The sequence below is a fragment of the Pseudomonas sp. HN11 genome (genome assembly GCF_021390155.1).
Taxonomy (GTDB): domain Bacteria; phylum Pseudomonadota; class Gammaproteobacteria; order Pseudomonadales; family Pseudomonadaceae; genus Aquipseudomonas.
In genome coordinates, this window is record NZ_CP089985.1 from 2,329,328 (window position 1) to 2,356,169 (window position 26,842).

The following is a 26,842-nucleotide window of genomic DNA, read 5'->3' on the forward strand; positions in this document are numbered from 1 at the left end:
CTTTGGTTTAGTCTGGAGCGCTTCGCAGATCGCAAACGCCTCTGGAGCAGTCAGCATGACCGATTACGTACCCCCGAAAGTGTGGACCTGGGACACTGAAAATGGCGGCACCTTCGCTAGCATCAACCGACCGATTGCCGGCGCGACCCACGAAAAAGAGTTGCCGGTGGGCAATCACCCGCTGCAGCTGTATTCCCTGGCCACGCCTAACGGTCAGAAGGTCACCATCCTGCTCGAAGAGCTGCTGGCCCTGGGGCACCGCGGTGCGGAATACGACGCCTGGCTGATCAAGATCGGTGACGGCGACCAGTTCGGCAGCGGGTTTGTTGGGGTCAACCCCAACTCGAAGATCCCGGCTCTGCTGGACCGCAGCGGCGCCACGCCGATTCGAGTGTTCGAGTCGGGGGCGATTCTGCAGTACCTGGCCGAGAAGTTCGGTGCGTTCTTTCCCACTGAGCCTGCGGCCCGCGCGGAGTGCCTGTCGTGGCTGTTCTGGCAGATGGGCAGCGCGCCGTACCTGGGCGGTGGTTTCGGGCATTTTTATGCCTATGCGCCGAACAAGATGGAGTACGCGATCAACCGCTTTGCCATGGAGACCAAGCGACAGCTCGACGTTCTCGACCAGCGCTTGGCGGTGAGCGAGTACATTGCGGGTGATGAATACACCATCGCCGATATCGCCATCTGGCCGTGGTATGGCGGGTTGGTCAAAGGCCGTTTGTATGGCGCGGCGGAGTTCTTGTCGGTGCATGAGTACAAGCACGTGTTGCGTTGGGCTGAGGCGATTGAAGCGCGGCCGGCGGTGCAACGGGGGCGGCGGGTGAACCGGGTGTCCGGTGAGCCCCATGAGCAGTTGGCCGAGCGGCATAGCGCCAGCGACCTGGACTAAAGGTGTGGGCGCGAGCAAGCCCGCGCCCACATTTTTGGATTTGTGCACCCAGTTTATTTGTAGCGCTGCTCGAACACCGCCACCTGTTCCGGCTTGATCATTTCAAACGGCACCCACACCTCCGGTTCAATCGCCTCACCCTTGATCATCCGCACCGCCGCCTGCATCGCCTGGGTCGCCTGGGCCTTCGGGTCCTGGAACACTGACGCCGTCAGCAACCCCCGTTTGATCGCCGCCAACCCATCGGGCAAGCCATCGATACCCACAATTGCCACATCGCCTTTGGCTTTACCCGCTTGCTGCAACGCCATAGCAGCACCTATCGCCATTTCATCGTTATTGGCCACGATGGCATCGAACTGCGTGCCCGCCAGCAGCCAGTTGCTGGTCAGGTCCATGCCTTTGCTGCGTTGCCATTCGGCGCTTTGCTGCTCGACGACTTTGATACCGGGAAAGTCCTTGAGCACCTGTTTGACGCCTTCGGTGCGGTCATGGGTGGCGTTCTGCGCGAGGTCGCCCATGATGATCGCCACATTGCCCTTGCCCCCGAGTTTTTCCGCCAGGTAGCGCATCTGCAATTGCCCGGCTTCGATGTCGTTGGAGGCCACGGTGACCACGCCCTTGGGCAGAGTGCGTTCGTCCGGGTGACGGTTGACGTAGACCAGTGGTGTCTTGGCTGCCACTGCGGCGCGGGTCATGTTGGCGGTGGCGGCGGTGTCCACCGGCAGCACGATCACCGCGTCGACTTTCTGGTTGAGAAAGCCTTCGACCTGATTGAGTTGGCGCACCACGTCGCCTTGGGCGTCTTCGAACTGGATCTGCACGTCCTGCTGTTTGGCGGCGGCTTCCAGGCCGGTGCGTACGTAGGTCATGAAGTTATCGTCGACCCGGGCAATGCTCACGCCGATGCGATAGGCGGCGAAGGTCCATTGGCTGAACAACAGCAACACCGTGGCAGCAACCACTGAGTAGCGATTCATAAGGGGATCCTTTTATTGTTATAGGGTGAATGCCTGGCGGAAACGCTCCAGGGCCAGCTCGCTGTCGCCGCTGGCCCAGCCTTCCAGACCGACCACGCCGCTGTAGCCCATGGCGTGCAAGGCCCTGGCGATGGCCGGGTAGTGGATTTCACCGGTGCCGGGCTCCTTGCGACCTGGCACATCGGCCACTTGGATCTCACCGATGGCGCTGCCGGCGCGCTGGATCAGTTCGATCAAATTCCCTTCACCGATCTGCGCGTGGTACAGGTCCAGATTCATCTTCAGGTGCGGGCTGCCCACGGCCTCGATCAGCGCCAGGGTGTCGTCGGCGCGGGCGAACGGCGTACCGGGATGATCAACGTCCGTATTGAGGTTTTCCAGCAGGAACACACGGCCGGCGTCTTCACCCAAACGGGCGATTTTTTCCAGGGTCTTGCACGCGCTCAGCCACATGCGGCCGGTGGTCTGGCTCACGGGGTGCACGGGCAGGCCGCCTTCACCCAGGCCGGTGCCGTGCAAGTTGAGGCTGGGGCAATTCAGTTGTTCGGCTACCCCCAAGGATTCGCGGGCGCTGTCGAGTAACTGACGGATGCCGTCGGGGTCGGTGAGGGTGCCGCTGATGTAGCCGGTCATGGAGGTGAAGTCGGCGCCGGTGGCGGTCAGCGCAGCGATGTCCTTGTCTGTCCAGTTCCAGATTTCGGCGCTGAACCCCAGCGCGTGAATACGCTTCACGCGCTCGATGAAGGGTAGTTCGAGAAATACCATCTCTGCGCTGATGGCCAGCTTGAACGGGCTCATACGGCCACCACCTTGCCGGTTTCGAACGACTCGATACAGGCGCGCGCAATCGCCAGCGCCGCACGTGCATCTTCGCCACTGGCCAGGGGCTTGGCGCCGCTGCGCAGGCAGTCGACAAAATGGTTGAGCTCGGCGATGTAGGCGTCGCGCAACAGGTCGGTGTCCATGCGCTGGGTGTCCGCCTGAATGCCCTGGGCCAGGTAGCGCACCAGATCGGAATCGTTGAGGCTGCCCATGCTCAGCATGCCGGCGCTGCCGAACACTTCGCCGCGCACGTCGTAGCCATACACGGCCTGGAAATTGGCCTCGGCGGTGGCGATGGCGCCGTTGTCGAAGCGGATGGTGGCCACGGCGGTGTCGAGGAAACCTTTGCTTTTGTATTCCGGAGCGATCAAAGCGTCAGCCATCACATGGACCTGCACGGCCTCGGCACCGGGGTTGAGATAGCGCAGGGTGTCGAAGTCGTGGATCAGGGTTTCCAGGAAGATGACCCATTGTGGCGAATTGGCCGGGTGGTTAAGCGCCGGGTCTCGGGTCAGCGAGCGCAGCAACTGCAGGGTGCCGATGTGGCCTGCGGCAACGTCAAGGTGCGCGGTGCGAAAGCTCTTGGCGAACCGCCGGTTGAAACCGACCTGCAGCGGCACCCGTGCATCGGCCGCAGCAGCGATGGCGCGGTCGGCTTCATCGAGGGTGATGGCCATGGGTTTTTCGCAGAAGATGCCTTTGCCGGCGCGGGCGGCGCTGATCACCAGCTCGGCGTGGCTGCGGGCGGGGGCGGCGATGAGTACGCCGTCGATATCCGGGTCGTCGAGCAATTGCTGCGGGTCGGTATAGACCTTGCTCACGCCCAACTCAGCGGCGAGGCGAGCGGCCTGGCCTGGTGTCGGGTCGGCAATCGCGGCCAGGCTGGCGCCGGGGATATGCCGTGCGGCGCTCACGCCGTGAAAGCTGCCCATGCGACCAGCACCGATCAAACCCAGGCGGATGTTCTGTGTACTCATGAAATGACCCCTTGTTGTTATTGGCCCCAGGACGGACCTGGCGGGCAACGGGACAGGAGCAAGGGCTGTGCCAACTCATAAGCTATTGATAAACAAGGTTTAAAAAATATTGATAAACGAAAAGTGTTCATTCTGATGACATGCCTATACTGACATGTCAAAAATATGAACATGGATACTCCCAATGAACATGGCATTCAGCGTGCAAGACCTCGACTACCTGACGGCCCTGGGACCTGCCGCGTTGAATGAGGGCCCGGTTGCCACACTGGAGCAGGCATGGCGCGACTGCCTGGCCGGCCAGGTCGAACGCCCGGAAGGCGTGCGCCAAGTGATCTGGGATTCGTGGCGGCGCAGCGTCGAGGCCGGTATCGACCCGGCCGACAACGCGTACCGCTTCGTTGCCGCTGATACGCTCGCCGCCACCCAGGCCACCCACCGCGTACTGATCGAGGCGGCCGCGCAAGTCATGCATGGCTTGCTGGCCTACAACCCGCGCGGTCATATCAACCTCACCGATGCCGACGGCACCACCCTGTATTTTTGCGGGCTGGACATCACCCCCGTGGGCAGTCGCCTGCTGGAGTCGGTGCAAGGCACCAACTGCACCGGCCTGGCGCTGGCCGAGGATCACCTGGTGTACGTGCTGGCCGAGGAGAACTTCGGCATCGGCCTGCGCCAGCGCCGCATGCACTGCGCCGCCGCGCCGATCAAGAATGCCCAGGGCCAGACGGTGGCCATGCTGACGCTTACCGCCGAACCTGGCTGGTTTCACTTCCATACTCTCGGCACGGTGCAGGCTGCGGCCGACGCCGTATCGCGGCAGATGGCTCTGCAAGGGCTGTTGGAAGAACAGCAGACCGTCCTCGAAGTGCTCAACGAAGGCCTGGTGGTGCTGGACGAACGCGGCTGCATCAAGGCGCTCAACCGCTACGCCCGGCAGTTGTTTGGTGTCGGGCTGGAGCTGATCGGGAAGCCGTTCCAGCAGTTGGGTCGTAGCGAATTGAGTGACGCCCTTGGCGAACCCGTGCGCGACCTCGACTGCACCTTCCACCTGCACGACCGCAGTCAGCTCGCCTGCCTGGTCTCGGTGTGCCCGCTGGAGCAGGGCGGGGTGATCGTGTCACTGCGGGAGAACCGGCGCATTCGCGAAATCACCCGGCGCATCATCGGCACCCAGGCCAGCTACACCTTCGACACCATCCAGGGCAATTCGCGGGCGATCCAAGACGCACTGCACCTGGGGCGCATCGCCAGTCGCAGTGATTCCACCACCCTGATTCTTGGCGAGAGCGGCACCGGCAAGGAGCTGTTCGCCCAGGCGATCCACAACGGCAGCGACCGCTGTAGCGGCCCGTTTGTGGCGGTCAACTGCGGCGCGATTCCACGGGACCTGGTGCAAAGCGAGCTGTTCGGCCACGTCGAAGGCGCGTTCACAGGCGCCACCCGTGGCGGCTCGGCGGGCAAATTCGAACTGGCGGATGGCGGCACCATCTTTCTCGATGAGATTGGCGACATGTCCTTCGATGCTCAGGTCAGTCTGCTGCGGGTGTTGCAGGAAGGCGAAATCACTCGGGTAGGCGCGAAGAACTCGCGGCAAGTGAACGTACGCATCATCGCCGCCACCCACCGCAACCTCAGCCAAGCGGTGGCGGAGGGTGCGTTTCGCGAAGACCTCTACTACCGCCTCAACGTGCTGAACCTCACCGTGCCGCCACTGCGCATGCGCCGTGAAGACATTCCGCTACTGGCACGGCACTTCCTGGCCCGCTGCGCGCACTCGTTGCGTAAATCGATACAGGGCTTTTCGCCGGAGGCGATGGCGCTACTCACGGCTTACGGCTGGCCGGGCAATGTGCGCGAGTTGGAAAACAGCATCGAACGCGCGACCAACCTGGCAATGGGAGAACTGATCGAACCGGTGGACCTGCCTTTGGAAAGCCGGCAGCGCGCGCCTCTGCGCACCCACGAAGCGCCGCTTGCGCAGGACCTGAGCAGCCACGAAATGCACGCCATCATCGCCGCGCTCAACAGTACCGGTGGCAACATCCGCCTGGCTGCACGGCAACTCAACGTGTCGCGGGGTGGGCTGTACAACAAGATGAGTCGGTTTGGGCTGACTGCCGGGGATTTTCGAAGGCCTTTGTAGATACCGGGTCTCAGTTACCCCTATTTTCCGACGTCACAATCTGTGGCGGTATATACACCCGATGCCGCACCGGATCGAGCCCCTCTGCAGCCTGCAACTCCACCATCAGCCGCACCAACGCCGTCGCCGTCTGCCCCGGCTGCGAGTCCATCACCACATCGATCAAGCCCTGGCCCAGCGCCTGGCGTGAAAGCTCGGTCGACTCCTGCAGGATGCAACACAGCGACGGCCGCTCGGGCAGCTGCGCCAAGGCACTGATGATGCCGTCGCCGCCGCCGCCCACCACACACAGGCCGCGCAGGTCGCTGTGGCGGCTGATCAGGTCGAGGGTGGCTTCTTCGGTGATGTCGCAGTTGTCCAGGTTGATCAGCGGCTCCAGCGGTTTGAGCCCTGGCGCGTGTTCGGTGAGGTAGCTGTGCAGGCCTTCGACCCGTGCCTGGTGCCCGAGGAAACGGTGGCCGCCGAGCAGGATCCCCACGCTGCCTTTGCGTGCGCCGCAGGTGCGGGCGAGCAGCCAGCCCATCGTGCGGCCGACCACGTGGTTATCCTGGCCGACGTAGGGTTCTTCGGCCTGTTCGTGGATGTCCGAAAGCAGGGCGACCACCGGCACGCCGGCTTCGCGGATCTGCTTGAGGCAGGCGTTGATCAGCGGATGGGCAAAGCTGACCACCGCGAGACCATCGCATTGCACGGCCAGTTGCTCGATCTGCGCGACGATGGCGCTGGGCGTGCGATCGACAATGTAGTCGAACTGGCACGTCAGGTTGGCACCGGCATGTTGCTCGGCGGCGACGCTGATGGCCTGCGCCAGGCTGGCATAGAACGCCTGGGCGGTGGCCAGCAACAGGATGCCGAAGCGATACGTCGGTCGGCGTTCGCGAATGCGCTGGCCGATCAGGCGCGCCGCAAAATAACCCACGGCTTCGGCGGCCTGGAACACTTGCTCCGCGGTCTCGGGATTGACCGGCGCCCGCGCATTCAATACCCGGTCGACGGTGGCCACACTCAGCCCCGCCTGGGCGGCAACGGTGGCAATGGTTGGGCGTTTATGGTTGTTCATGACTGCCCCCTTGAGCGTCTTGATAGAAAACTATCAAGCCCCGCTGGGCCTGGATGATAGCTTGATAGGGAATGGATTCAAGGCCTTGAGGGTGATTTAGGCGTTCTCTATCGTGGGTTTCACAGAGCACCTGAAACGACCTGCTTGCGGAGAACAATAACAATGCCTGAACACACCGCTAATCTCACCCGCCGCGACTACAGCCTCACCGGCCCCGAAGCCGCCCGCGCCGCAGAAAAAGGCCTGGTCTCGGCAAGTTGGTACCAGTCGCCCATCTCGCGTAAACGCATGAAAGAACTGATGCAGCGCCGCGACGGCCCAGCCCTGCTCGACACCGCCCTCTGGGTGAGCGCGCTGTTTGCCACCGGTTTTGGTGGCTACTGGTTCTGGGGCACCTGGGCCTGTGTGCCGTTTTTCCTCGCCTACGGTGTGCTTTACGGCACCGCGTCCAACCCGCGCTGGCACGAAACCGGCCACGGCACCGCGTTCAAGACCCGCTGGATGAACGACGGGCTGTATCAGGTCGCGAGCTTCATGTGCATCTTCGAACCCCACGTGTGGCGCTGGAGCCATGCCCGTCACCACACCGACACCATTGTGGTGGGGCGCGATCCGGAGATCGTCGAACCGCGCCCGCCGAGCTTTCTGATGATGTTCCTGAGCCTGTTCAACCTGCCCCTGGCCTGGAAAACCTTCAGCGGCGTGGCGCGGCATGCCATCGGCAAGATGAGCGCCCAGGAGGCGGATTTCATTCCCGAATCCGAATGGCCCAAGGTGTTCCGCGCGGCGCGCATCTGGGTCGGCATTTATGCCGTGGTGATTGGCACCGCGTTGTACCTGCACAGCTGGTTGCCGCTGATGTTGGTGGGCCTGCCGAGCATCTACGGTGCATGGCTCGGCTACCTCTTTGGCCTCACCCAGCATGTGGGCCTGGCCGAAGACGTGCTGGACCATCGCAGCAACTGCCGTACCATTTACATGAACCGCGTGCTGCGCTTTATCTACATGGACATGAACTACCACCTCGAACACCACATGTACCCGATGGTGCCGTATCACGCCCTTGCGCAATTGCACGAAGAAATCCGCAGCGACTGCCCGCCGCCGTACGCCAACCTCTTTGAGGCGTACAAGGAAATCCTGCCGACGATCTGGAGGCAGCGCAGCGATCCGACCTACTTCATCCAGCGCCCGATCCACACTAAAGCCGAACCGGCTCCCCATGCCCCGGTGCATGCAGAAACGGCTGCTGGCTGAATTCCCCCTAGAACAAGAGAAAACACCATGAGCGATCAATGGATCGACGTCTGCGCCGTGGGCGACATCGACGAAGAAGACGTGCTGCGCTTCGACCACGGCCCGCACACCTACGCGCTGTACCGCTCGGCCGAGAATGAATTCTTCGCCACCGCCGGCCTGTGCACCCACGAGAAAATCCACCTGGCCGACGGCCTGGTGATGGACCACGTGATCGAGTGCCCCAAGCACAACGGGCGCTTCGATTACCGCACCGGCAAGGCCCTCGGCGCACCGGTGTGCGTCAACCTCAAGACCTATCCGGTGCGGGTCGAAGCGGGGCGGGTGTTGCTCGCCGTCACGGCCTGATGATGAACGCTCCGTTGATTATCGTCGGCGCCGGTCATGCCGGTGGCCGGGCGGCGCTGACCTTGCGCGAAGAAGGTTATACCGGCCGGCTGATTCTGATCGGCGACGAACCGCACTTGCCCTACGAACGGCCGCCCCTGTCCAAAGGCCTGTTGCAGGGCGCGGTGGATTTGGCCGGATACAGCTTGTGTGACAACGCGAGGCTGGTCGAACTGGGCATTGAGCACATTGCGGGCAACCCGGTGACTCGGTTGGAGCCGCGGCAACATCGCCTGCAACTTGCCGACGGCCAATGGTTGCCCTACGCCGGTCTGCTGTTGGCCACTGGTGGCAGGGCGCGGCGATTGCCCCAGGAGCACCCCAATGTGCTTTACCTGCGTACCCATGACGAAGCGCTGGCGTTGCGCAGTGCTTTACGTCCCGGCACACGGCTGGTGGTGGTTGGCGGTGGTTTTATCGGCCTGGAGGTAGCGGCGACTGCGCGCGGCCTGGGCTGTGCGGTGACGGTGCTGGAAGCCGGGCCGCGCCTGGCGGGCCGTGTGCTACCGGCGGTTATCTCTCAGGCGTTGCTGGATTTGCATCACCGCAACGGGGTCGACGTTCGTTTGAATGTTGCCTTGGAATCCATCCAGGCCGACACCGTGCTGTTGTTGGATGGGCAGCGACTGTCCTGCGACCTGATCGTGGTCGGCATCGGTATGCAACCCAATATCGAACTGGCGGCGGCAGCAGGGCTGGAGGTAGGGCAGGGCGTTCGTGTCGATGCGTACCTGCGCACCAGCACGCCGAACATTTATGCCGCTGGTGATGTGTGTGAGTTTCGCCTCGACGGTCTCTATCAGCGTCAAGAGACCTGGCGCAATGCCGAGGCCCAGGGGCGGCATGCAGCATTGAACCTGCTGGGGCGTGAAGTGGCGTTCGAAGCGCTTCCCGGTTTCTGGTCCGATCAGTTCGATTGGGGCTTGCAGACTGTTGGCGTAATCACGCCTTTAGTGACTCGCCGTACATTACCGGGCGATGGCCTGCTGCTGTTCTACCTCGATGCCGAGCAGCGTTTGCAAGGCGCCTGCGGTTGGGCGCCGGGCAACAGCGTGGCCAAGGACATGAAGCTCTGCGAGCGTCTGATCAGCGCACGAATACCCCTCGACACCGCCAGCCTGGCCGACCCCGAGCTGTCTCTCAAACACCTGCTGCGAGGCTGATATGCGCCAATTTCTAGTGTTCCAATCACTGTGGGCGATGCAAACCGAACCCGGCCCTCTGGAAGCCCAACTCGACCGCATCAAGGCCGCCGGTTTTGATGGCATTACCGATCATTATTTCAAACCCGTCGCCGTCGAGCGCCTGCATGCCGCCGCTACCGCCCGAGGCTTACAGATCGAGGGCCAGTTGTTTCCGCAAACCGTGGATGACCTGGCCGCTGCGCTGGATGTGATCAGCCGCTATGGCTGCCACCACCTCACCCTGCAAGCCGACATGCGTCCGCGTACTCAAGGCGAAGCGGGTCGATTGGTCGAAGGTTGGCAACGCCTGGCCGAGCAAGTGGACTTTCCGGTGTTGCTGGAAACTCATCGTTATCGGCTTACCAACGACCTGCTGTTCACCCTCGACCTGCTGGCACAGATGCCCGATCTGAAACTGTTGGCCGACCTGTCCCACTACGTCGTCGGGCGAGAACTGCCTGAGCCCGGTACCGCTGAAGATGACGAACAGATTCGCACTATCCTGCGTCACAGCTGGGGCTTGCACGGCCGCGTCGCCAGTAGTGAACAGGTGCAGGTTTCCCTGGACTTTCCCCAACATCAAGCCTGGGTCGAGCGTTTTACCCAGTGGTGGCGCTACGGTATCGAAGACTGGCTGGCCCGGCCAGATACGCCACAAAGCCTGTCGTTCACCTGCGAACTGGGCCCGCCGCCCTATGCGATTACTGGCGCGGACGGGCGTGAGATCAGTGACCGCTGGGTCGAAGCGCTGAAGATGCAGGCGCTGATTCGTGAGGTGTGGCAGAGCTGTCAAACATGATCTGCTAATCTGCGCGGGTTCAATCTCGCCCTTTAGCCTGGACTTTCACCATGACCCCATCCTCCGTTCAGCCACCTCTTGAGCCGCAGTCCGTCTGCCATCCCATCACCCGCAGCGCGATTTTCATGGTTGCCACGGTCGCCCCCGGCAGTGAAGACACGGTGCGTGGCTGGTGCGCGGACATCGCCGGCCTGGTGCGTTCGGTGGGCAAGCGCGTGCCGGCGGGCAATCTGACCTGCGTCTGCGGGTTTGGCTCGGACGCGTGGGACCGGCTGTTCGGCGCACCGCGCCCGGCGGCGCTGCATCCGTTTCGCGAATTCGGCGTGGAAGGGCGCATGGCCGTGTCGACACCGGGGGATATCCTGTTGCATATCCGCGCCGAACAGATGGACCTGTGCTTCGAACTGGCCACCCACGTGATGGCGGCCCTGGGCGACAGCGTGAAGGTGGTGGATGAGGTCCAGGGTTTCCGCTATTTCGACATGCGCAGCATCATCGGCTTTGTCGACGGCACCGAGAACCCGGTGGGGCGCAAGGCCGAAGGGTTCACCATTGTCGGTGATGAAGACAACGAATTTCGCGGTGGAAGCTATGTGCTGGTGCAAAAGTACCTGCACAACATGACGGCCTGGAACGGCCTGACGGTGGAGGCCCAGGAAAAGGTGATCGGACGTACCAAGCTGTCGGATATCGAATTGGACGAAGCGACCAAACCGAGCAATTCCCACAGTGCGCTGACGGTTATCACCGACAGGAACGGCGAAGAAGTGAAGATCCTGCGCGACAACATGCCTTTCGGCCGCCCCGGTGCCGGCGAGTTCGGCACTTACTTCATCGGCTATGCGCGCTCGCCGGAGCCTCTGGAGTTGATGCTGGAAAACATGTTCGTCGGCCGTCCGGTCGGTAACTATGACCGCCTGCTCGATTTCAGCACAGCGGTCACCGGTGGCCTGTTTTTCGTGCCTTCGGCCGACCTGCTGGAAGAGCTGGCCGAGCGTGAGCCACAGGCTTAAGCCAGCAACCCGCCGCTGACCGCCACAATCAGGAAGATTCCCAGCAACGCGCGATAGATCACAAATGGCCAGGTGGAGAACCGCTCCAAAAACTTCATCAGGCCCCAGATCGCAAAAAACGCCGAGATGCTCGCGACCACCAGGCCGAACAGCAAATGCGGCCAGGCATGCGCGGGCATATCGGCGTGCAGCAGTACCCACAGTTCCTTCAGGCCGGCGAGGGCGATGGCGGGCAAGCCGAGCAGGAAGGAGAATCGCGCGGCTTCCTCACGCTTGAAGTTGAGGAACAGCGCGGCGGTGAGGGTGGAGCCGGAACGCGAAACCCCCGGAATCAGCGCGCCAATCTGCGCAATACCCACGATCAACGCATCCCGCAGGCGCATCTCACTCATCTCGCGGGTGTGGCGTGCGCGCAGTTCGGCCACCGCCAGCAGCACGGCCATGACCACGCAGGATATGCCAATCACCATCAGCCCACGCAACGGCGAGTTGCAAGCGTTCAGGGTTGAAGACAGCGCCAGGCCGGCGATGCCGATGGGGAGGGTCGCCAGCACAATCGCCACCGCCAGCTTGAACCAGCGATCGTTGTAGTCACCCCGGCGCACCGCACCGATGCTGCCGGTCGTCACCTGGCGCACATCCCGCCAGAAGTAACTGACCACCGCCGCCAGCGCCGCCAATTGCATGGCCGCGGAAAACGCCGAGCCGGGGTCCTGCCAGCCGAGCAGGGCGGGCACCACGCGCATATGGGCGGTGGACGACACCGGTAGCAGCTCGGTAATGCCCTGGATCACGCCCAGGATGAAAATCTGCAGGTAATCCAGGGAGGCAAAACCCACGTCCAGGCCGGCGGTACAGGCGTTTGTCAAAATACGTGTCCTTGAAAGAGAGCGGCAATTTCGCGGAGTTTATTCGAAATGTTTCAGGGTTTCGGCAGAGGCAACACCTATTTGCAATCGGTTCAGCAAGTAGAAAGGTTGGCCGCACTCTTGGCCTGTCCACCGGTTTTGTGAACAATGGCGCCCTGTTTTTTTTCACCGAGAGTCTCATGCCCGAAGTCACCGTCGAATTGATCCAGACCGGCCCGGAGCACGCCGAGCTGATCCGCAATCTTTACCAGTACTACGCCTATGAATCATCGGACTGGGAACAGGAAGATGTCGAGGCTGATGGCCGTTTCTATATCCATGACGAACACTTGACCCGTTACTGGCAGGACCCGCAATGGAGCGCCAACCTGCTGTTGGTCGATGGCTATATCGCGGGTTTCCTGTTGATCGAAGGCAGCGAGCTACCGGGCATCGACGCCCTGGAGCTGGCCGATTTATTTGTCCTCAAGCGTTACCGCCGCAAAGGTATCGGGCGCGCCATCGCCAGCCAGGTACTGTGCAGCGGCGAGGCGGATTGGCTGGTGCGCTTCTACGATCAGGACGAAGTGTCCCAGGCGTTCTGGCGCACGGTGCTGGATAACCTGCCGCGCCCGGTGCAGACGATTGAGCTCGACGATGACCCGCAGTTGGTGAGTTACCTGATTACGCGGGCGGCGCTGCATTGAACGCCTGCTGCATCACCTGCGGCGGCTGCCCGAACGCCCTTAAAAACGCCTGGCGCATGCGCTCGCGATCACCAAACCCGGTTTCGCGGGCGACCACTTCGACCGGATGGCGACTGGTTTCCATCAGCGCCCGGGCGGCTTCTACCCGCAGGGACTCGACGGCCTTGGCCGGCGTCTGGCCGGTTTCCTCACGGAACACCCGACTGAACTGGCGCGGGCTCAGCCGGGCGACATCGGCCAGGGCTTCCACCGACAAGTCGTGGGTCAGGTTCTCGCGGGCGTAGGCCAGGGCCAGTTGCACGCGGTCCGATTTCGGGTCCAGCTCCAACAGCGCCGACAGCTGTGATTGCTCACTGCCCCGGCGCTGGGCAATCACCAGCTTGCGTGCAATGCGCCGGGCCAGATCGCTGCCCAGGTCGTTTTCAACCATTGCCAGTGCCAGGTCCACCCCGGCACTCATGCCGGCGCCGGTCCACACCTGGCCGTCCACCACGAACAGCTTGTCTTCTTCCAGGCGGATAGCCGGGTAGCGCTTGCGAAAGGCGGGCGCGTGAATCCAGTGGGTGGTGGTGCGCTTGCCCTCCAGCAAACCCGCTTCGGCCAGCACAAAGATGCCCATGCACAACGAGGCGACGCGCCGCGACTGAGCGGAGGCGGCCTTGACCCGTTCCAGCAGGTTGGCCTCCGGCAGGCGGAATTCCATATAGCCGCTGACGATTAGCGTGTCGTAGCCTTCGGCCCGAATAGGGGTGGTGTTCACCGAGAACCCTTGCGAGGCCATCACTGCGCCGCCGCTTTCCGACACCAGGTGAAATTCATAGGCCGGCTCGCCCCGCAACAGGTTCGCACATTCAAACACCGAGCCCACGCTGAGGCTCAGGCATTCGAAATTCGGGTAAACCAGTAGCGCAACGCTGTGCATCGTGTTTCTCCAGGGTGGCAGGGGAGCGGGGATTGTCGGCGGCTGGTGGGGAAACGGCAACTGCCATCGGGTCATGTCCGAAATCCTTGCGGATATGACGTTGTGAGGCGAGGTCCAGGCTTCTAAGCTTCAACCCACAGTCATCCCGAGGCACTCGACAATGAAAGTTTTGATGGTATTGACCTCTCACGATCAGTTGGGCAACACCGGCCGCAAGACCGGCTTCTGGCTCGAAGAGTTTGCCGCACCCTATTACGCGTTCAAGGACGCCGGCGCCGAGATCGTGCTGGCTTCACCGGCCGGTGGCCAGCCGCCGCTGGACCCGGTGAGCGACCAGCCGGACTTCCAGACCGAGCAGACCCATCGCTTCGCTGCCGACCCGGCTGCCCAGCTGGCCCTGGCCACCACGCTGAAACTGGACTCGGTCAACGCCGACGATTTCGATACCGTGTTCTACCCGGGCGGCCACGGCCCGCTGTGGGACCTGGCGGAGTCGCCGGTGTCGATTGCCCTGATCGAGTCCTTTGAGCGAGCTGGCAAGCCGATCGGGTTTGTCTGCCACGCACCGGGCGCCTTGCGTCATGTCAAGGCGGTCAATGGCGACCCGTTGGTCAAGGGTCGTCGCGTCACCGGGTTCTCCAACTCGGAAGAGGCGGCGGTGGAGTTGACTGATGTGGTGCCGTTCCTGGTGGAAGATGAATTCAAGAAGTTGGGCGGTCTTTATGAGAAAGGCGCTGACTGGCAATCCTTTGTCATCACAGATGGCCTGTTGATCACCGGGCAAAACCCTGGCAGTTCCAGTGACGTCGCTAAAGCCTTGCTGAAACTCACCGCTTAATTCAATAAACCGCTTCGTGCATTGGCGACTTGTAGAAGTCGCCAATGCTTTAGCGTGTCCAGAATTTGGAAATCTTTAAATGACTCACGATGTTTTAAGTACCCCCGTAAAGCTGGGCCACCATACACTGAACAACCGTATTGTCTTGCCGCCGTTGACGCGTCAGCGCAGCGCCCAACCGGGTGATATCGCGACCGAGTTGATGGCCGAGTATTACCGCCAGCGTGCCAGTGCCGGTTTCATGGTCAGCGAGGGCACGCAGATTGAGCCGCGTGGCCAGGGCTATGCCTGGACGCCGGGTATTTACACCCCGGCGCAGATCGATGGCTGGCGCAAGGTCACCGACGCGGTGCATGCCGAGGGTGGGGTGATCTTCGCCCAGTTGTGGCATGTGGGCCGGGTGTCCCATAACGCATTGCAGCCCGACGGCGCGGCACCGGTTGCACCGTCTGCGCTGCCGGCTCTGCAAGCCAAAGCCTTCATCGAAACGGCGCCGGGGGAGGGTGAGTTGAAGCAGCCGCCGGTGCCACGTGCGTTGGCCACGCAGGAGGTCAAGGAATTGGTCGGGCGATACGCCCAAGCGGCACGCAATGCGCTGGATGCGGGGTTTGATGGGGTGGAAATCCATTCGGCCAATGGCTACCTGGTGAACCAGTTCATCTCGGCGCATGCCAATCAGCGCGACGATGAATACGGTGGCTCGTTGGAAAACCGCTTGCGTTTCCTGCGCGAGATTGTTGAGGCGGTGAGTGCCGTGGTCGGGCCGGAACGCCTGGGGGTGCGCTTCTCGCCGTTGTTCAGCGGCACCGATCAGGACCGCGTGTACATCGGCCTGGTGGAAGACGACCCGCACCACACCTACCTCGAAGCGATCAAGGTGCTGGAAGCGTCGGGCATCGCCTACGTCTCCATCGCCGAAGCCGACTGGGACAACGCCCCGGTGTTGCCCGAATCATTCCGTCGCGCGGCGCGCGACACCTTCAGTGGACGGATCATCTATGCGGGCCGCTACACCGCTGAGCGCGGTGCTGCTCTGGTCAACGCGGGACTGGCGGATTTGATTGCGTTCGGGCGGCCGTTCATTGCCAACCCGGACCTGCCGCAGCGCATTTTCAATGGCTGGCCGTTGAATCCGTTGCGGGTGGACGGGATGTACGGCGGTGGTGCAGCGGGCTATATCGACTACCCCGCCTACTCAGACTGAGCCCCACCGCCTGTAGGCGCCGGCGGGCCTGTCTATTCGACTCGCAATACGATCTTGCCAATATGATCACCACCCTCCATCCGCGCATGGGCCTGGGCGGCGTCGGTGTATTCGTACACTTTGTCGATCATCGGCAGGCACCGCCCGGCGGCCAGCACCGGCCACACGTATTCGCGTAGCTGTTCGGCAATCGCGGCCTTTTCATCCTTGGTGCGTGCGCGCAACAGTGAGCCGGTGACCACCGCGCGTTTAGCAAGGATGCTCAGCAGATCGACATCGTTCGCCTTGCCGCCCCCGAGGAAGCCCAGCATCACCAAGTGACCGTCCATGGCCAGGGACTTGATGTTGTGGTTCAGGTAGGAGGCGCCCATGATGTCGAGGATCACGTTCATGCCTTCATCACCGGTCCTCTTGGCAATGACCTCGGCAAAGTCCTGCTCGCGATAATTGATCGGCTCGGCGCCCAGCTTGGCAATCGCAGCACATTTGTAGGCGCTGCCGGCGGTGGCGAAAGCCTGGATGCCGAACTCGCGACATAGCATCAAGGCGGTGGTGCCGATGCCACTGGTGCCGCCGTGGATCAGCACGCGCTGACCTTTGTGCGCGCCACCGAGGCCGAACAGGTTGGCCCACACGGTAAAGAAAGTCTCTGGCACGGCCGCCGCTTGAATCCAGTCCATGCCCTCCGGGACCGGCAGGGCCTGGGTGGCCGGTACGGCGCAAAATTGCGCGTAGCCGCCGCCATTGGTCAGCGCGCAGACCTTGTCGCCGACCGCGTACTCGCTCACGCCATCGCCCAGGGCGACGACTTCACCGGCCACTTCCAATCCTGGAATCGGGCTCATGCCGGGTTTCATCGGGTACTTGCCGGCGCGCTGCAGGGCGTCAGGGCGGTTGACCCCGGCGGCATGCACGCGGATCAGGATCTCGCCGGGACCTGCGACCGGCACATCGGCCCGGCGTGGTTGCAGCACTTCAGGCCCGCCTGGGGTGGTGATTTCGATCAGGGTCATTTCTTGAGGAAGCGTCATTTCAGATTACCTGCAGCGATGAGCGTATGGGTTGGGACCGTGTCGAGCGGTCGACGGTTCAGCATAATCATGCCCAGTTCCAGGGCCAGTGCGACCACGATGGCGCCTGCGGCGATCATGAACAGCAGCGCGTGCTGGCCGCCGCTGCTGTTGAACAGCGCCGAGTAGGCAAATCCGGACAGTGCCTGGAACGTCGCAAAGGACACGGTGGCGCGGCTCCATGCCACCTGTTGCTGATGATGGTTGGGCAGCAGTTCATGCACCCGCGCCAGTGCCAGCGGCACGATGCCCGGTGGGAAGGAGCCGAGGATCACGGCAAGCACCGCCAGGGCGGTAAATGAACCGGAAAACGGCAACAGGCCGATTGCAAGCGCCTGCACCGCCAGCACCACGCGGATGCTCCAGCGTGCTCCGAGTTTGTCGGCGAGGAAACCATAGGTGACCGGGCCCACAATCGCCCCCAGGCCGTACATCACCCAGATCATTGCACCGATATGCGCACCGTCGCCCAGCCCGCGGGCCACGTAATCCACCAGGAACACCATCGCCGGCACCAGGCCCGCGGCCATGAAGGCGTATTGAGCGAACAACAGGTAAACGCCGGAAGGCATCCGTGCCGAGGTGTCCGAGGGTGCCAATGCTTCATGCTGCGTGCCAGCGGGCCAGGCGAACCAACTGGCCGCCGTCAGGACCAGCGCCAACAGGCCGAGGCCAAACCAGGTCTGTTGCAGACCCAGGCTCAACAGCGGGGGTACGAGCGTGCCGGAGCCGGCAATGCCCAGGCCAATCCCCAGGAATATTGCACCACTGGCCAGGCCGCGTCGTGCCGCCGGAACATGCGGCAGTACGGTGGCGGCCACCAGCACCATGATTGCGCCACCGGCAATTCCGGACAGCAGGCGCCAGGCGAAGAACCACACCACCGACAGCGGGAACCCGCAGGCAAAGAACGCCAGTGTCACCGCCACCATCATGATGCGCAGGGCGGTTTTGTTGGAGGTGCGCTGGGCGATGGGTCGGCCGATCAGCGCACCGATCAGGTAGCCCACCAGGTTCGCGGCACCGAGGTAGACCACGTCATTCGCCGAAAACCACTGAGCCTGGATCAGCGTTGGAATCAGCGGTGTATAGGCGAAGCGTGCCAGGCCGATGCTGACCAGGCTGGCGCACAGGCCGGCGAAGATGGGAAGCCAGATTGAGCGGCGCAGTGATGCGTGAGTGTCGAGCATGATGGCAGTCCTGGGTATTTTTCTCTGGCGCCCAGCATATCCAGGTTTATTGATGCAATAATGCTGCGATTACACGGCGCACTGATGCATATATGCAGCAATGGGGGCAGGCATGAATTGGGATGATGCCCGGGTCTTTCTGGCAGTCTGCCGCGAATCAACGCTGCGCGGCGCCGCACGGATACTGGGTGTGGATCAGGCCACGGTGGGTCGACGGATCAACGCCCTGGAGAAGTCCTTGAGCGCCACCTTGTTCCTGCGCACGTCCGAGGGCTATGCGCTGACGGCAGTGGGCGAGGCTGCCTTGCTTTCGGTGGAAAAAATGGAGCGTTCGGCCCTCGACCTGGAGCGTCAGATCCAGGGCCTGGATGCCCGCCTGACCGGCACCGTGCGCGTCAGTACCACCGACTCTCTGGCCATCGACTTTTTGATCCCGGCCATCGCTTGCCTACATCGCAAACACGCCGACGTACGCGTGCAACTGGATGCCTCCACCCAGATCCTCAGCCTGGCCAAGCGCGAGGCTGACATTGCCGTGCGCAATACCCGCCCCGACAACCCCGACCTGATCGCCCGGCGCATTGCCCGTTGGCCGGTCGGGCTGTTCGCATCGCAAGGCTACATCGACCGCCACGGCTTGCCTGCGCCGGGTAGCCTGTTCGAAGGCCACGACCTGGTGGTGTACCAGCCCTACCTGCAAACCCAGAAAGACCTGACCCTGGTTTCTGAACCCCTGGGACGCGGGCGCATTGTCGCGGCCTTGAGTTCCAGCCTGCTGGTGCGTCGCTCCATTGCCGCCGGCATCGGCATCGGCGAGATTCCGGTGTACACCGGCGAACGTGACGGCCTGGTGCGCCTCTGGCCCGAGCGCACCCGGCCGCTGCCGTACGACGTGTGGCTGGTGACCCACGCCGACCTGCGCCATACCGCACGGGTGCGGGTGGTGATCGATGAGATCGTCGCGGCCTTTGCCGGCACTGGGGACTGAGTTCAGCACAGGCTTGCAAGCGTGGGTGTGCCTTGATCGACACAATGGGCCTTTGTGTCAACCAACCGAGAGCACGTATGAACGAATCAAAACGTCAGGACCTGGGACTGTTGTTTCTGCGGGTCAGTGGGGCATTGTTCCTGCTGTGGGTACATGGCTTGCCCAAATTGCTCAACTACAGCGAACAATTGAAGCTGATCGAAGACCCCTTCCATCTGGGCGCGTCGATCACGCTGCTGCTGGCAATCTTCGCCGAAGTGCTGTGCCCGCTGCTGATCATCACCGGGGTGTTCGTGCGCTTGGCGTGCTTGCCGATCCTGGCGGTACTGTTGATCGCGATGCTGGTGGTGCACCCGGAATGGACGCTGCTCGAAGGGCAGTTCGGCTGGTTACTGCTGATTATTTTCACCAGCGTGTTGATCGCCGGGCCGGGGCGACTGGTCCTGAGCCAGCGTTTTCCTTGAGCAAAAAAAGGCCGGGCAAGCCCGGCCAAATAAGGAGAGGGTGGTTCAGGTGTTTCAGCGGTTCAGGAACGCCAGCAGGTCTTCATTCAACTGCTGCGCATGGGTCACGGCAAACCCGTGGGGGGCGTCCTTGTAGACTTTCAACTCGGCACCCTTGATCGAGGCGGCGGCCACTTTGCCGGTGGTCTCGAACGGAACGATCTGGTCGCCGTCACCATGGATGACCAGGGTCGGCACATCGATCTTGGTCATGTCTGGGCGGAAGTCGGTTTCGGAGAACACAGTGACGCAATCCACTGTCGACTTGAGCGAGGCCAGCAGCGCCACTTGCAAGGTCTGGGTCAGCACGCCTTCGGAGACTACCTGGCCTTTGTTGGTGCCGTAGAACGGGGCGTTGAAATCGCTGATGAATTGCGCGCGGTCTTTCAGCAGGCCTGCCTTGATGCCATCGAAAACTTCGGTGGGCACACCTTGCGGGTAGTCCGGTTTCTGGCCGAACAGCGGCGTCACCGCGCCCAGCAACACCAGGCCGGCCACGCGCGCGCTGCCATGGCGTGCGATGTAGCGCGCGACGTCGCCGCCGCCCATGGAAAAGCCCACCAGGGTCACGTCCTTGAGGTCCAGGTGCTCGATCAACTGGGCGATATCATCGGCGAAGGTGTCGTAGTCGTTGCCTGTCCACGGCTGGTCCGAACGTCCGAAGCCACGGCGGTCGAACGCGATGGTGCGAAAGCCACGGCTGCTCAGGTATTCCATCTGGTATTCCCACATGTCGGCATCCAGCGGCCAGCCATGGCTGAACAACACAGGTTTACCGCTGCCCCAGTCCTTGAAGTAGATCTGGGTACCGTCTTTGGCAACGAATGTGCTCATGGAAAACTCCTTGGGTCAGGTGAAAAAAGGCGTACCTTCACTATTTGGTGTAAGGCGTACGCCGGGCTTGTACGGGTGTGCTGGGTTCGCTCTACCAGCTGAATTTAAGCTCGACGCCCAGGTAGTTACTGTCATCGCCGCCAGCATCACGCAGGGTCTGACCTACATCGTAATGGACAGCTTCGACGGCGCCGGTGAGGTTGGGGCTGAACACATAATCGGTGCGCAGTTGCGCATAGGCGCCGGTCCAGCGATCACCCCTGCCGGCGGTGCCGGCGACCGGCAGATTAGGCTGGGTGTACACCGCGTCACTGGTGGTTTGACGCCAGAGCAGGCCGATGGCGGTTTGCACGCTGAGCTTGTCGATCGGTTTGACTGTGATTGACGGCTTGACGTGAATCAGGTTGCTGTAGCCGGTATAGCCCGCCAGGGAAAAGTAGTACCCGTTGGGGAACAGCGGGTTGAACGTACCGACGGTACCATCCCCGGTTTTACGGTCGCCGGAGGCGATGTCCAGTTGCAGGCCCACGCGCGGTTTCCAGGCCAGGCTGTCGAAGGTGTAGCCGGTGCGGCTGCCCCCGGCCCAGGCGCGGATGTCCTTGCTGCCGACCGAACCGCTTTGCAGCATCGCTTCGATGTCCCAGTCAAAGCCCATGGCCGCGCCGCCCAGGCGTGCGTCGAACAAGTGTCGGGTTTCGTCGCCGTCCGCGTCCAGGTAATGCGCCGCGCTGCGCTCATACACGCCGTAGTAGGCCGACAACTCGTTTTTGCCGCCCACCAGCCGCTCCACGCGGACCATATGGAAACGCGCGTCGCTGTTGGATTTGTCGTCGAAGTGCCGACCGTCCTGATACTGCACCGGCTGGCTGGCAATCCCGATGAAACGCCAGTTGGATGTCTCCCAGTCGGCCCACAGCGCATCGAAGGATTGCCGCACATTCGGCCCGTCCCGCGATGAGATGAAGCGTTGCAGGTCGAAGGCGAAATCCTGACGTCCGACACGGGTCTTGAGTGTACCGCTGCTGAAGGTATTCACGTATTCGGCAAAGGCCAGTCGCAGGTCAACGCGGTTCTGGTCGGCGCCGCCAATCGTGGTTTTATCGTAGGCACGCACATCTTCGAGTTGGGTGAATACCCGCCAGTTTTCGTTCAGGTGCAGGTCGGCATGCACCTGAAAGCGCTGGATCAGGTAGCGGTCACGTTTCACGTTGCGTACACCGAAGCCGCTGGCGTCGTTCATTTCGAAACGTTCGCGCAGCGTTGCGCCCAGGGACAGATAGGTCAACGGGTCGGCACTCGACAACGGGATGTACTTCAAGCTGTCCAGCGGCTGCGTGCGCAGCGCCGGGTCCTGCAGCACCGACCAATCTTCCTGCCAGCGGTTGGCCTTGATGGCCGGACGCGTTGCTTGCTCGTCGGCGTGGACGCTGCCGGCGAGCAGCGGCCACAGCACGGCCAGGCCCCAGCCTGTGCGACGGGTCATTTTACTGCGATGAGTTGATGGATCTCCGCGACGTAGCCGCCTGGGAATTCGACCAACGCACTGCGACGGCCTTTGCTGTCGAACGCGGGCACCAGCACTGTGGCGCCAGAGCCGGTGGCCTTGCCCAGAGTGGCCTTCAGGTCCTCCACTTGATAGCCGGTGGTCTCATGGCCGAACGGGTAGGGCAGTTGGCCGTTGGTGACCAACACCGCCATGCGTCCGAACGGCGACTCGATTTCGACACGACGATAGTGACCGTTGGGTTGACCGATATCTACACCATGGGCCTGTTTGTCATCGACCAGGACTTTGCCGTGGGAGAAACCGAGGAACGCTTTGATGAAAGCCTCGGCCCGGTCGGGGCTGAGGTACACGCGGTTTTCCGGTACGGTCTGGAACGCTGCGTACTCCGGGGTCTTGGTGTGCCAGTAGAGCTGCATGTTCACGCCGCCTGGCCATTGCACCACCGCGTCACGTCCGATCGGGTCGGGAAAGTCGCTGACGATCACCGCCGCGCCGTTTTCGCGGGCGGCCTTGAGGGCGGCGTCCATGTCCTTGACCAGGTAGCCGTTGCGCTCCAGGCCGAAGGGGTACGGGATCGGCGTGGTGAAACCAAACAATGACACCGTGCCCGCCGGAGTCTGCAGCAATTGCGAGGTGGTGCTGCTTGGCACCGGCAGTACATTCACCACCACTTGGTCTGTGCTTTTGCCGCCGAAGGTAGCCAGGAAACTCTGGGCAAACCGGTCGACATCTGCCGGTGCCACATACACGTGGCTGGTGTCGTACTGTGGCGCCACGGCCACCGCAGGTGTTGCCGCAAAGGCACTGCCCATTATCTGCGCGGCCAGCAATGTCAGTGCCAGGGAAACCTTCACTCGTTTACACATGCCCACTCTCCAGCACTTTTAAGCGTGATCGAAAGTCACGATCTTAGGGGCAGGGCCGTGGGGCCGATTGTATGCACGTGCTTGGTTGAGCGTTTCAAGGTCGCTGCGGTTTTACCGATGTACCGAAGGTATTGCCCATGCGCACGCCGGTCGCCGCGGGCGTCGACAGACCCAGGGTATTGGGCAGCCTTTTCTCGATGGAAATGTTCTGCGCCTCACGGTTCTTCTTCGCCGCCTTGGCCGCGTTCGTGTCATTGCCCATCTGTTGGCTCAGGCAGCCATAGTCGGGTGCCTTGTAGCCATCCACCGTGACTTCGGGGCAGCCGCTGGCGTGGGCCAGCCAGGGCAAGGTAGCACTGAGCAACAACGCGGTGAGGGTCGGTAAACGTTTCATCAGTGGCCTCCTGGCGGGGCCCTGGAGCGGCCCGTCATGGCGTGCAAGTCTAGTGCAGCGTGCGTCTCATCACCGTGATGTTTTTTTTGCTATCACCGTAACATCAGGTTCATAAACTGGCCTCAGGATGACGGTTTTCTAGGGCGCGTCGGCCGTGCAGCGATGCAGAGCAGGGGGTGAGCAGCGAGTCTGGAGGCGCGTCATGTGCGCCCTGGTCTTGCTATTGCTGCTGGCCGGCGGTCGCACGGCGCAGGCAGAGTCACCGCTGCTGTCGCTGAATTTGCCGGCGCAAGACCTGGAACACGCACTGCAAGCCTATAGCCGCGCCACCGGGATGGCGGTGCTGGTGGACCGCGAGTTGACGCGGGGCCGGCGTTCCATTGGGGTACGCGGGCGCTTTACGGCACAAGAAGCACTGGCGATGTTGCTGACAGGGAGTGGCCTGATGGCACGTTATGCACGCAGCGATGCGTTTACCTTGCAGACCCCGCAGGTCAGTCAGCCGCCTGCTATTCGTGGTGCGGCAGCACGCCCCGCCACGCGGATCAACAACAGTTACGCGACGGCGTTACAGCAAGCCATCGAGACCAGCCTGTGCCGTTCGCCGCTGACCCGGCCCGGCAGTTTTCGGGCCTTGGTGCAGGTGTGGGTCAACCCGGAAGGGGTGATAGAGCACAGCCGGCTGGTCAGCTCCACCGGCGATGAACAACGCGATGAAGCACTGGTGCGCAGCCTGAGCGCGGCCCGGGTCCAACGCCCGGCGCCAAGTTCACTGCGCCAACCGGTGACTTTACTTTTGATGCCTGACACAACAGGAACACGCATGGAATGCACAGCAGCGAAAGGAGCCTGGGGCGGATGAAAAATACCGGGCACAGTACGATGGTCAGCCTGTTCCTGGCCTCCTACGAAGACTTCAAGGTGCGTTTGCGCAAGCGCCTGGGCTCGGAAGACCTGGCCAACGACGTGCTGCACGAAACCTACCTGCGGGTCGACCGCATGGACGTGCCGCCCAACCTGCAACAGCCCAACGCCTACTTGTACCGCATGGCTCTGAACATCGCCGCCGACCGCCGCCAGGCCGACGCGCGCCTGCTCACCGGCAGCGAAGTGGAAGAGCTGCTGCAAAGCGCCGACGAAGCCCAGGACCCGTCACGGGTGGTGGGCGGCCAGAAAGAAATCCAATCCCTGGTCAAGGCGCTTTACGAACTGCCGGCACGCCGGCGCAAAATCCTTATCGCCGCCCGTCTGGAAGAGGCTCCACACTTGGAGATCTCCCAGCGTTTCGGCATTTCCACGCGCATGGTCGAAAAAGAAATCAAGGCCGCCCTGGGCTACTGCGCCAAGCGCCTGGAAAGAAAAGTGATTCAGCGGTTCGGTCCCGGCGCCGGAAAACCGTCTTAGTGTCGAGTCCCTGATAAATCCGTGAGTACGTGCGCGCTTGAATATTTTTAGCCTCTCCACCGCTCGGTCATCCGCCGCCAGCCCCCTGCACGATGAAGCCCGCGACTGGCTGCTCCTGCTGACCTCGGGCCGCGCCACCGTGGCCGATGCCAAGGCGCTCAAAGCCTGGTGCGCGCAGAGCCCGGAACATGCCCAGGCATTCGAGCAGGCCAAGGGGCTCTGGCAGCAACTGGTCCCGGCGCTCGATCAAGTGGCGCAACCGCGCAGCTTTGGTCGGCGGGCGTTTCTGGGCGGTGCGATTGCGGCCTCGGCCGCCGTGGTGATGGTGCGCGTCGGCGTGCCGGGCGGCTTTGCCGGGCTCACCGCGGACTATCGCACCGAAGTCGGCGAGCAACGCCAGGTGCTGTTGAGCGAAGGCATCAGCCTGGAACTCAATACCCAGACCCGCATCAGTCGGGTGGGGCAGGGCATTGAGCTGCTCGAAGGCGAAGTCGAAGTGGTCGCCCACGTTGCCCAACCGCTCAAGGTGCAGGCCGGTGACGGCTGGGTGAGCGCGGCGCAGGCGCGGTTCAATGTGCGGCATACCGATCACACCGTGTGTGTCACCTGTATCGAAGGCTCGCTGTCGGTGGACGCTGCGGGCAATAGCATGAGCCTGGGCAGTGGCCGGCAATTGACCTACAGCACTGCCGGTTTCAGTGAGGTGACGACCGTCGACACCCAGGCAGTCGTGGCCTGGCGTGAACAGGTGCTGGTGTTCAACAACGCCACGCTGGCGACGGTGGTGGATGAGATCAACCGCTATCGGCCGGGCATGCTGGTGCTGCTCAACAAACAACTGGGCCAGCGCCGCGTGCAGGCGCGATTCAATTTGCGGCAGTTGGCGCGGGTGGCGCTGCTGATTCGCGATGCGTATGGGGCCAAGTGCACGGAGTTGCCGGGTGGGGTGGTGTTGTTGAGTTAATTCAACGACCCCAACGGCCCTACCACTTGCCGATACTTTTCCACGCCCTGAGGCGTCTGCCGCACCAGACTGATTTCCAGCCCTGGCGGATCCTCCCGGCGATTGCCGCTCAGTTGACGCCAGCCCTTATCCGTCTCCCAGACCCGCACCTGAAAATCACTGACGCCCGTCAACACCACCACGCCATCCTTCGCCGCTGGCAGCGGGTACCGGTCCCGAGCTGGCGCGGCAGCCCGATACAGTGAGTCACCCTTGAGCCACCAGCGCACCCGTTGCAGCCCGTCTCCGGCAACCGGGGCGCTACGGATCACGTCCAGACGAAAACCTTTGCTGTCGGAACTGCGCACCGTCACGGCGGCTAGCCCTTCGGTGTTGGGTGCTTCATCTTGCGCAACTTCGGTTGCAACCAGTTCAACACTCGCCCGCAAGCTGATGTCGCGCTGCATCTGGTTCAGTGCTCGCAGCAACACTTCAGTCTGCTCGCTGCTCGCCTGCAAGTGCTGATCGGCGCGGGTGACGCTGTCCAGCCCACGCCAGGCGATCAGGCTGACCACCGCCATGAGCATGATCGCCACCATCACTTCGATCAGTGTGAAACCTTGCTGGGATGTGTTCATGGTTGACTCACTACGCGCATCAAGCCGGCGGCGTCGCGTTGCAGGCTGAGGCTGTGTTGTCCATCGGACAGCACCACCCGCAGTGGCGGGTTGATCCATTCGGCATTCAATATCAGGGTTTGCCGGGGTTCGATGTTGATCTGCATGGGCGTGCTTTCCCAGAAGCGCGGGCGTAGCGCGTCGTCATTCTTGAACGCTTCGACGCCTGTCCCATCATCATTACGGCGGATGAAGCGGAAACCCTTGGCATCCGCACGCCAGGTGATGGGGCGGCCGTCGGCGTGGGCTTCCGCCTGGGCGACTTGCAGCAGTTGGCTCAGGCGCTCGGCGTCCTTGCGCAGCAGGTGCAGCGGGTCGGGTTTGATCGTGAGGCTGATGGCGGCGCTGGCGATGCCGATGATCACCAGCACCACCATCAGTTCGATCAGGGTGAAACCTTGCTGTCTCATCGCGGGCTTCCTGAAGAACT

The 26,842-nt window shown here is 62.4% G+C and carries 29 protein-coding genes; 15 read left to right on the forward strand and 14 right to left on the reverse strand.

The annotated features are described in order from the left end of the window. Positions 1-55: 55 nt before the first annotated feature. Positions 56-889 (forward strand): glutathione-dependent disulfide-bond oxidoreductase, encoded by an 834-nt coding sequence (yghU, locus tag LVW35_RS10815; RefSeq protein ID WP_233895415.1) that lies wholly within the window; start codon positions 56-58, stop codon positions 887-889. A 53-nt stretch (positions 890-942) separates the two neighbouring features. Here the strand turns inward: yghU and LVW35_RS10820 are convergent, their stop codons facing one another. Genes LVW35_RS10820 through LVW35_RS10830 form a run of 3 tightly spaced genes read right to left on the reverse strand, consistent with a single transcriptional unit; the run spans position 943 to position 3,668 of the window. Continuing rightward, positions 943-1,869, reverse strand: coding sequence for a sugar ABC transporter substrate-binding protein (locus tag LVW35_RS10820; RefSeq protein ID WP_233895417.1), 927 nt, complete (start codon positions 1,867-1,869; stop codon positions 943-945). An 18-nt stretch (positions 1,870-1,887) separates the two neighbouring features. Beyond that, positions 1,888-2,667, reverse strand: coding sequence for a TIM barrel protein (locus tag LVW35_RS10825; protein ID WP_233895419.1), 780 nt, complete (start codon positions 2,665-2,667; stop codon positions 1,888-1,890). Continuing rightward, positions 2,664-3,668 carry a Gfo/Idh/MocA family oxidoreductase gene (locus tag LVW35_RS10830; RefSeq protein WP_233895421.1) on the reverse strand — a complete coding sequence of 335 codons (1,005 nt, stop codon included), beginning with the start codon at positions 3,666-3,668 and terminating at the stop codon, positions 2,664-2,666. The genes LVW35_RS10825 and LVW35_RS10830 overlap by 4 nt, the downstream gene beginning before the upstream one ends. Before the next feature lie 184 nt (positions 3,669-3,852). Between LVW35_RS10830 and LVW35_RS10835 the strand changes: the two genes are divergently transcribed. Next, entirely contained in the window at positions 3,853-5,817 is a 1,965-nt protein-coding gene (locus tag LVW35_RS10835; RefSeq protein ID WP_233895423.1) for a sigma-54 interaction domain-containing protein, read from the forward strand. Between the two features lie 10 nt (positions 5,818-5,827). Here the strand turns inward: LVW35_RS10835 and LVW35_RS10840 are convergent, their stop codons facing one another. Continuing rightward, positions 5,828-6,877, reverse strand: coding sequence for a LacI family DNA-binding transcriptional regulator (locus LVW35_RS10840; RefSeq protein ID WP_233895425.1), 1,050 nt, complete (start codon positions 6,875-6,877; stop codon positions 5,828-5,830). A 162-nt stretch (positions 6,878-7,039) separates the two neighbouring features. Between LVW35_RS10840 and LVW35_RS10845 the strand changes: the two genes are divergently transcribed. From LVW35_RS10845 to LVW35_RS10865, 5 genes are read left to right on the forward strand one after another with little or no spacing between them, the layout of a single operon-like run. Beyond that, positions 7,040-8,134 (forward strand): fatty acid desaturase family protein, encoded by a 1,095-nt coding sequence (locus LVW35_RS10845; protein ID WP_233895427.1) that lies wholly within the window; start codon positions 7,040-7,042, stop codon positions 8,132-8,134. Between the two features lie 27 nt (positions 8,135-8,161). Beyond that, on the forward strand, positions 8,162-8,482 hold the full coding sequence (locus tag LVW35_RS10850; protein WP_233895429.1) for a MocE family 2Fe-2S type ferredoxin: 321 nt from the start codon (positions 8,162-8,164) through the stop codon (positions 8,480-8,482). 2 nt (positions 8,483-8,484) lie between these two features. After that, on the forward strand, positions 8,485-9,684 hold the full coding sequence (locus LVW35_RS10855; protein WP_233895431.1) for an NAD(P)/FAD-dependent oxidoreductase: 1,200 nt from the start codon (positions 8,485-8,487) through the stop codon (positions 9,682-9,684). 1 nt (position 9,685) lies between these two features. Continuing rightward, the gene (locus LVW35_RS10860) at positions 9,686-10,504 is read left to right on the forward strand and encodes a sugar phosphate isomerase/epimerase family protein (RefSeq protein WP_233895433.1); all 819 of its coding nucleotides are present in this window, start codon (positions 9,686-9,688) and stop codon (positions 10,502-10,504) included. 50 nt (positions 10,505-10,554) lie between these two features. Continuing rightward, positions 10,555-11,517 (forward strand): Dyp-type peroxidase, encoded by a 963-nt coding sequence (locus LVW35_RS10865; protein WP_233895435.1) that lies wholly within the window; start codon positions 10,555-10,557, stop codon positions 11,515-11,517. Here the strand turns inward: LVW35_RS10865 and LVW35_RS10870 are convergent. Continuing rightward, positions 11,514-12,386, reverse strand: coding sequence for an undecaprenyl-diphosphate phosphatase (locus LVW35_RS10870; RefSeq protein WP_233895436.1), 873 nt, complete (start codon positions 12,384-12,386; stop codon positions 11,514-11,516). The two genes, LVW35_RS10865 and LVW35_RS10870, sit on opposite strands and share 4 nt — an antisense overlap. Positions 12,387-12,565: 179 nt before the next feature. Here LVW35_RS10870 and LVW35_RS10875 point away from each other — a divergent pair, with 179 nt between their 5' ends. Beyond that, positions 12,566-13,072 (forward strand): GNAT family N-acetyltransferase, encoded by a 507-nt coding sequence (locus LVW35_RS10875; RefSeq protein ID WP_233895437.1) that lies wholly within the window; start codon positions 12,566-12,568, stop codon positions 13,070-13,072. Here LVW35_RS10875 and LVW35_RS10880 read toward each other — a convergent pair. Beyond that, positions 13,050-13,994 (reverse strand): GlxA family transcriptional regulator, encoded by a 945-nt coding sequence (locus LVW35_RS10880; RefSeq protein WP_233895438.1) that lies wholly within the window; start codon positions 13,992-13,994, stop codon positions 13,050-13,052. The genes LVW35_RS10875 and LVW35_RS10880 overlap by 23 nt on opposite strands. Before the next feature lie 160 nt (positions 13,995-14,154). On the opposite strand from LVW35_RS10880, the gene LVW35_RS10885 reads away from it, so the two are divergent. Both LVW35_RS10885 and LVW35_RS10890 read left to right on the forward strand, forming a co-directional pair. After that, positions 14,155-14,832 carry a type 1 glutamine amidotransferase domain-containing protein gene (locus LVW35_RS10885; RefSeq protein WP_233895439.1) on the forward strand — a complete coding sequence of 226 codons (678 nt, stop codon included), beginning with the start codon at positions 14,155-14,157 and terminating at the stop codon, positions 14,830-14,832. Between the two features lie 79 nt (positions 14,833-14,911). Further along, positions 14,912-16,036, forward strand: a complete 1,125-nt coding sequence (locus LVW35_RS10890) for an alkene reductase (protein ID WP_233895440.1) — start codon at positions 14,912-14,914, stop codon at positions 16,034-16,036. Between the two features lie 32 nt (positions 16,037-16,068). Here the strand turns inward: LVW35_RS10890 and LVW35_RS10895 are convergent, their stop codons facing one another. Both LVW35_RS10895 and LVW35_RS10900 read right to left on the reverse strand, forming a co-directional pair. Beyond that, the gene (locus tag LVW35_RS10895; protein ID WP_233895441.1) at positions 16,069-17,067 is read right to left on the reverse strand and encodes an NAD(P)H-quinone oxidoreductase; all 999 of its coding nucleotides are present in this window, start codon (positions 17,065-17,067) and stop codon (positions 16,069-16,071) included. Next, on the reverse strand, positions 17,064-18,296 hold the full coding sequence (locus LVW35_RS10900) for a YbfB/YjiJ family MFS transporter (RefSeq protein ID WP_233895442.1): 1,233 nt from the start codon (positions 18,294-18,296) through the stop codon (positions 17,064-17,066). The genes LVW35_RS10895 and LVW35_RS10900 overlap by 4 nt, the downstream gene beginning before the upstream one ends. A gap of 112 nt (positions 18,297-18,408) precedes the next feature. On the opposite strand from LVW35_RS10900, the gene LVW35_RS10905 reads away from it, so the two are divergent. Beyond that, the gene (locus LVW35_RS10905) at positions 18,409-19,284 is read left to right on the forward strand and encodes a LysR family transcriptional regulator (protein WP_233895443.1); all 876 of its coding nucleotides are present in this window, start codon (positions 18,409-18,411) and stop codon (positions 19,282-19,284) included. 77 nt (positions 19,285-19,361) lie between these two features. Continuing rightward, on the forward strand, positions 19,362-19,748 hold the full coding sequence (locus LVW35_RS10910; protein ID WP_233895444.1) for a DoxX family protein: 387 nt from the start codon (positions 19,362-19,364) through the stop codon (positions 19,746-19,748). Between the two features lie 54 nt (positions 19,749-19,802). Here LVW35_RS10910 and LVW35_RS10915 read toward each other — a convergent pair whose 3' ends face one another. From LVW35_RS10915 to LVW35_RS10930, 4 genes are all read right to left on the reverse strand, one after another. Beyond that, positions 19,803-20,621 (reverse strand): alpha/beta fold hydrolase, encoded by an 819-nt coding sequence (locus tag LVW35_RS10915; RefSeq protein ID WP_233895445.1) that lies wholly within the window; start codon positions 20,619-20,621, stop codon positions 19,803-19,805. Positions 20,622-20,712: 91 nt separating this feature from the next. Then, complete coding sequence (locus LVW35_RS10920; RefSeq protein WP_233895446.1) at positions 20,713-22,104, reverse strand: alginate export family protein; 1,392 nt, start codon at positions 22,102-22,104, stop codon at positions 20,713-20,715. Then, positions 22,101-22,994, reverse strand: coding sequence for a glyoxalase (locus LVW35_RS10925; RefSeq protein ID WP_233895447.1), 894 nt, complete (start codon positions 22,992-22,994; stop codon positions 22,101-22,103). The genes LVW35_RS10920 and LVW35_RS10925 overlap by 4 nt, the downstream gene beginning before the upstream one ends. Positions 22,995-23,088: 94 nt before the next feature. Then, entirely contained in the window at positions 23,089-23,388 is a 300-nt protein-coding gene (locus LVW35_RS10930; protein ID WP_233895448.1) for a hypothetical protein, read from the reverse strand. A 202-nt stretch (positions 23,389-23,590) separates the two neighbouring features. Here LVW35_RS10930 and LVW35_RS10935 point away from each other — a divergent pair, with 202 nt between their 5' ends. The 3 genes from LVW35_RS10935 to LVW35_RS10945 are packed head-to-tail and all read left to right on the forward strand — an operon-like array spanning position 23,591 to position 25,756. Beyond that, the gene (locus tag LVW35_RS10935) at positions 23,591-24,250 is read left to right on the forward strand and encodes a secretin and TonB N-terminal domain-containing protein (RefSeq protein ID WP_233895449.1); all 660 of its coding nucleotides are present in this window, start codon (positions 23,591-23,593) and stop codon (positions 24,248-24,250) included. After that, positions 24,247-24,792: an RNA polymerase sigma factor gene (locus LVW35_RS10940; protein ID WP_233895450.1), complete on the forward strand. Its 546-nt coding sequence runs from the start codon at positions 24,247-24,249 to the stop codon at positions 24,790-24,792. Before LVW35_RS10935 ends, LVW35_RS10940 begins: the two co-directional genes overlap by 4 nt. Before the next feature lie 37 nt (positions 24,793-24,829). Next, entirely contained in the window at positions 24,830-25,756 is a 927-nt protein-coding gene (locus LVW35_RS10945; RefSeq protein WP_233895451.1) for a FecR family protein, read from the forward strand. On the opposite strand, the gene LVW35_RS10950 is transcribed toward LVW35_RS10945, so the two are convergent. Both LVW35_RS10950 and gspH read right to left on the reverse strand, forming a co-directional pair. Then, positions 25,753-26,373 (reverse strand): type II secretion system protein GspJ, encoded by a 621-nt coding sequence (locus tag LVW35_RS10950; RefSeq protein WP_233895452.1) that lies wholly within the window; start codon positions 26,371-26,373, stop codon positions 25,753-25,755. The genes LVW35_RS10945 and LVW35_RS10950 overlap by 4 nt on opposite strands. Next, positions 26,370-26,822, reverse strand: a complete 453-nt coding sequence (gspH, locus tag LVW35_RS10955) for a type II secretion system minor pseudopilin GspH (RefSeq protein WP_233895453.1) — start codon at positions 26,820-26,822, stop codon at positions 26,370-26,372. Before gspH ends, LVW35_RS10950 begins: the two co-directional genes overlap by 4 nt. Between the last annotated feature and the right edge of the window lie 20 nt (positions 26,823-26,842).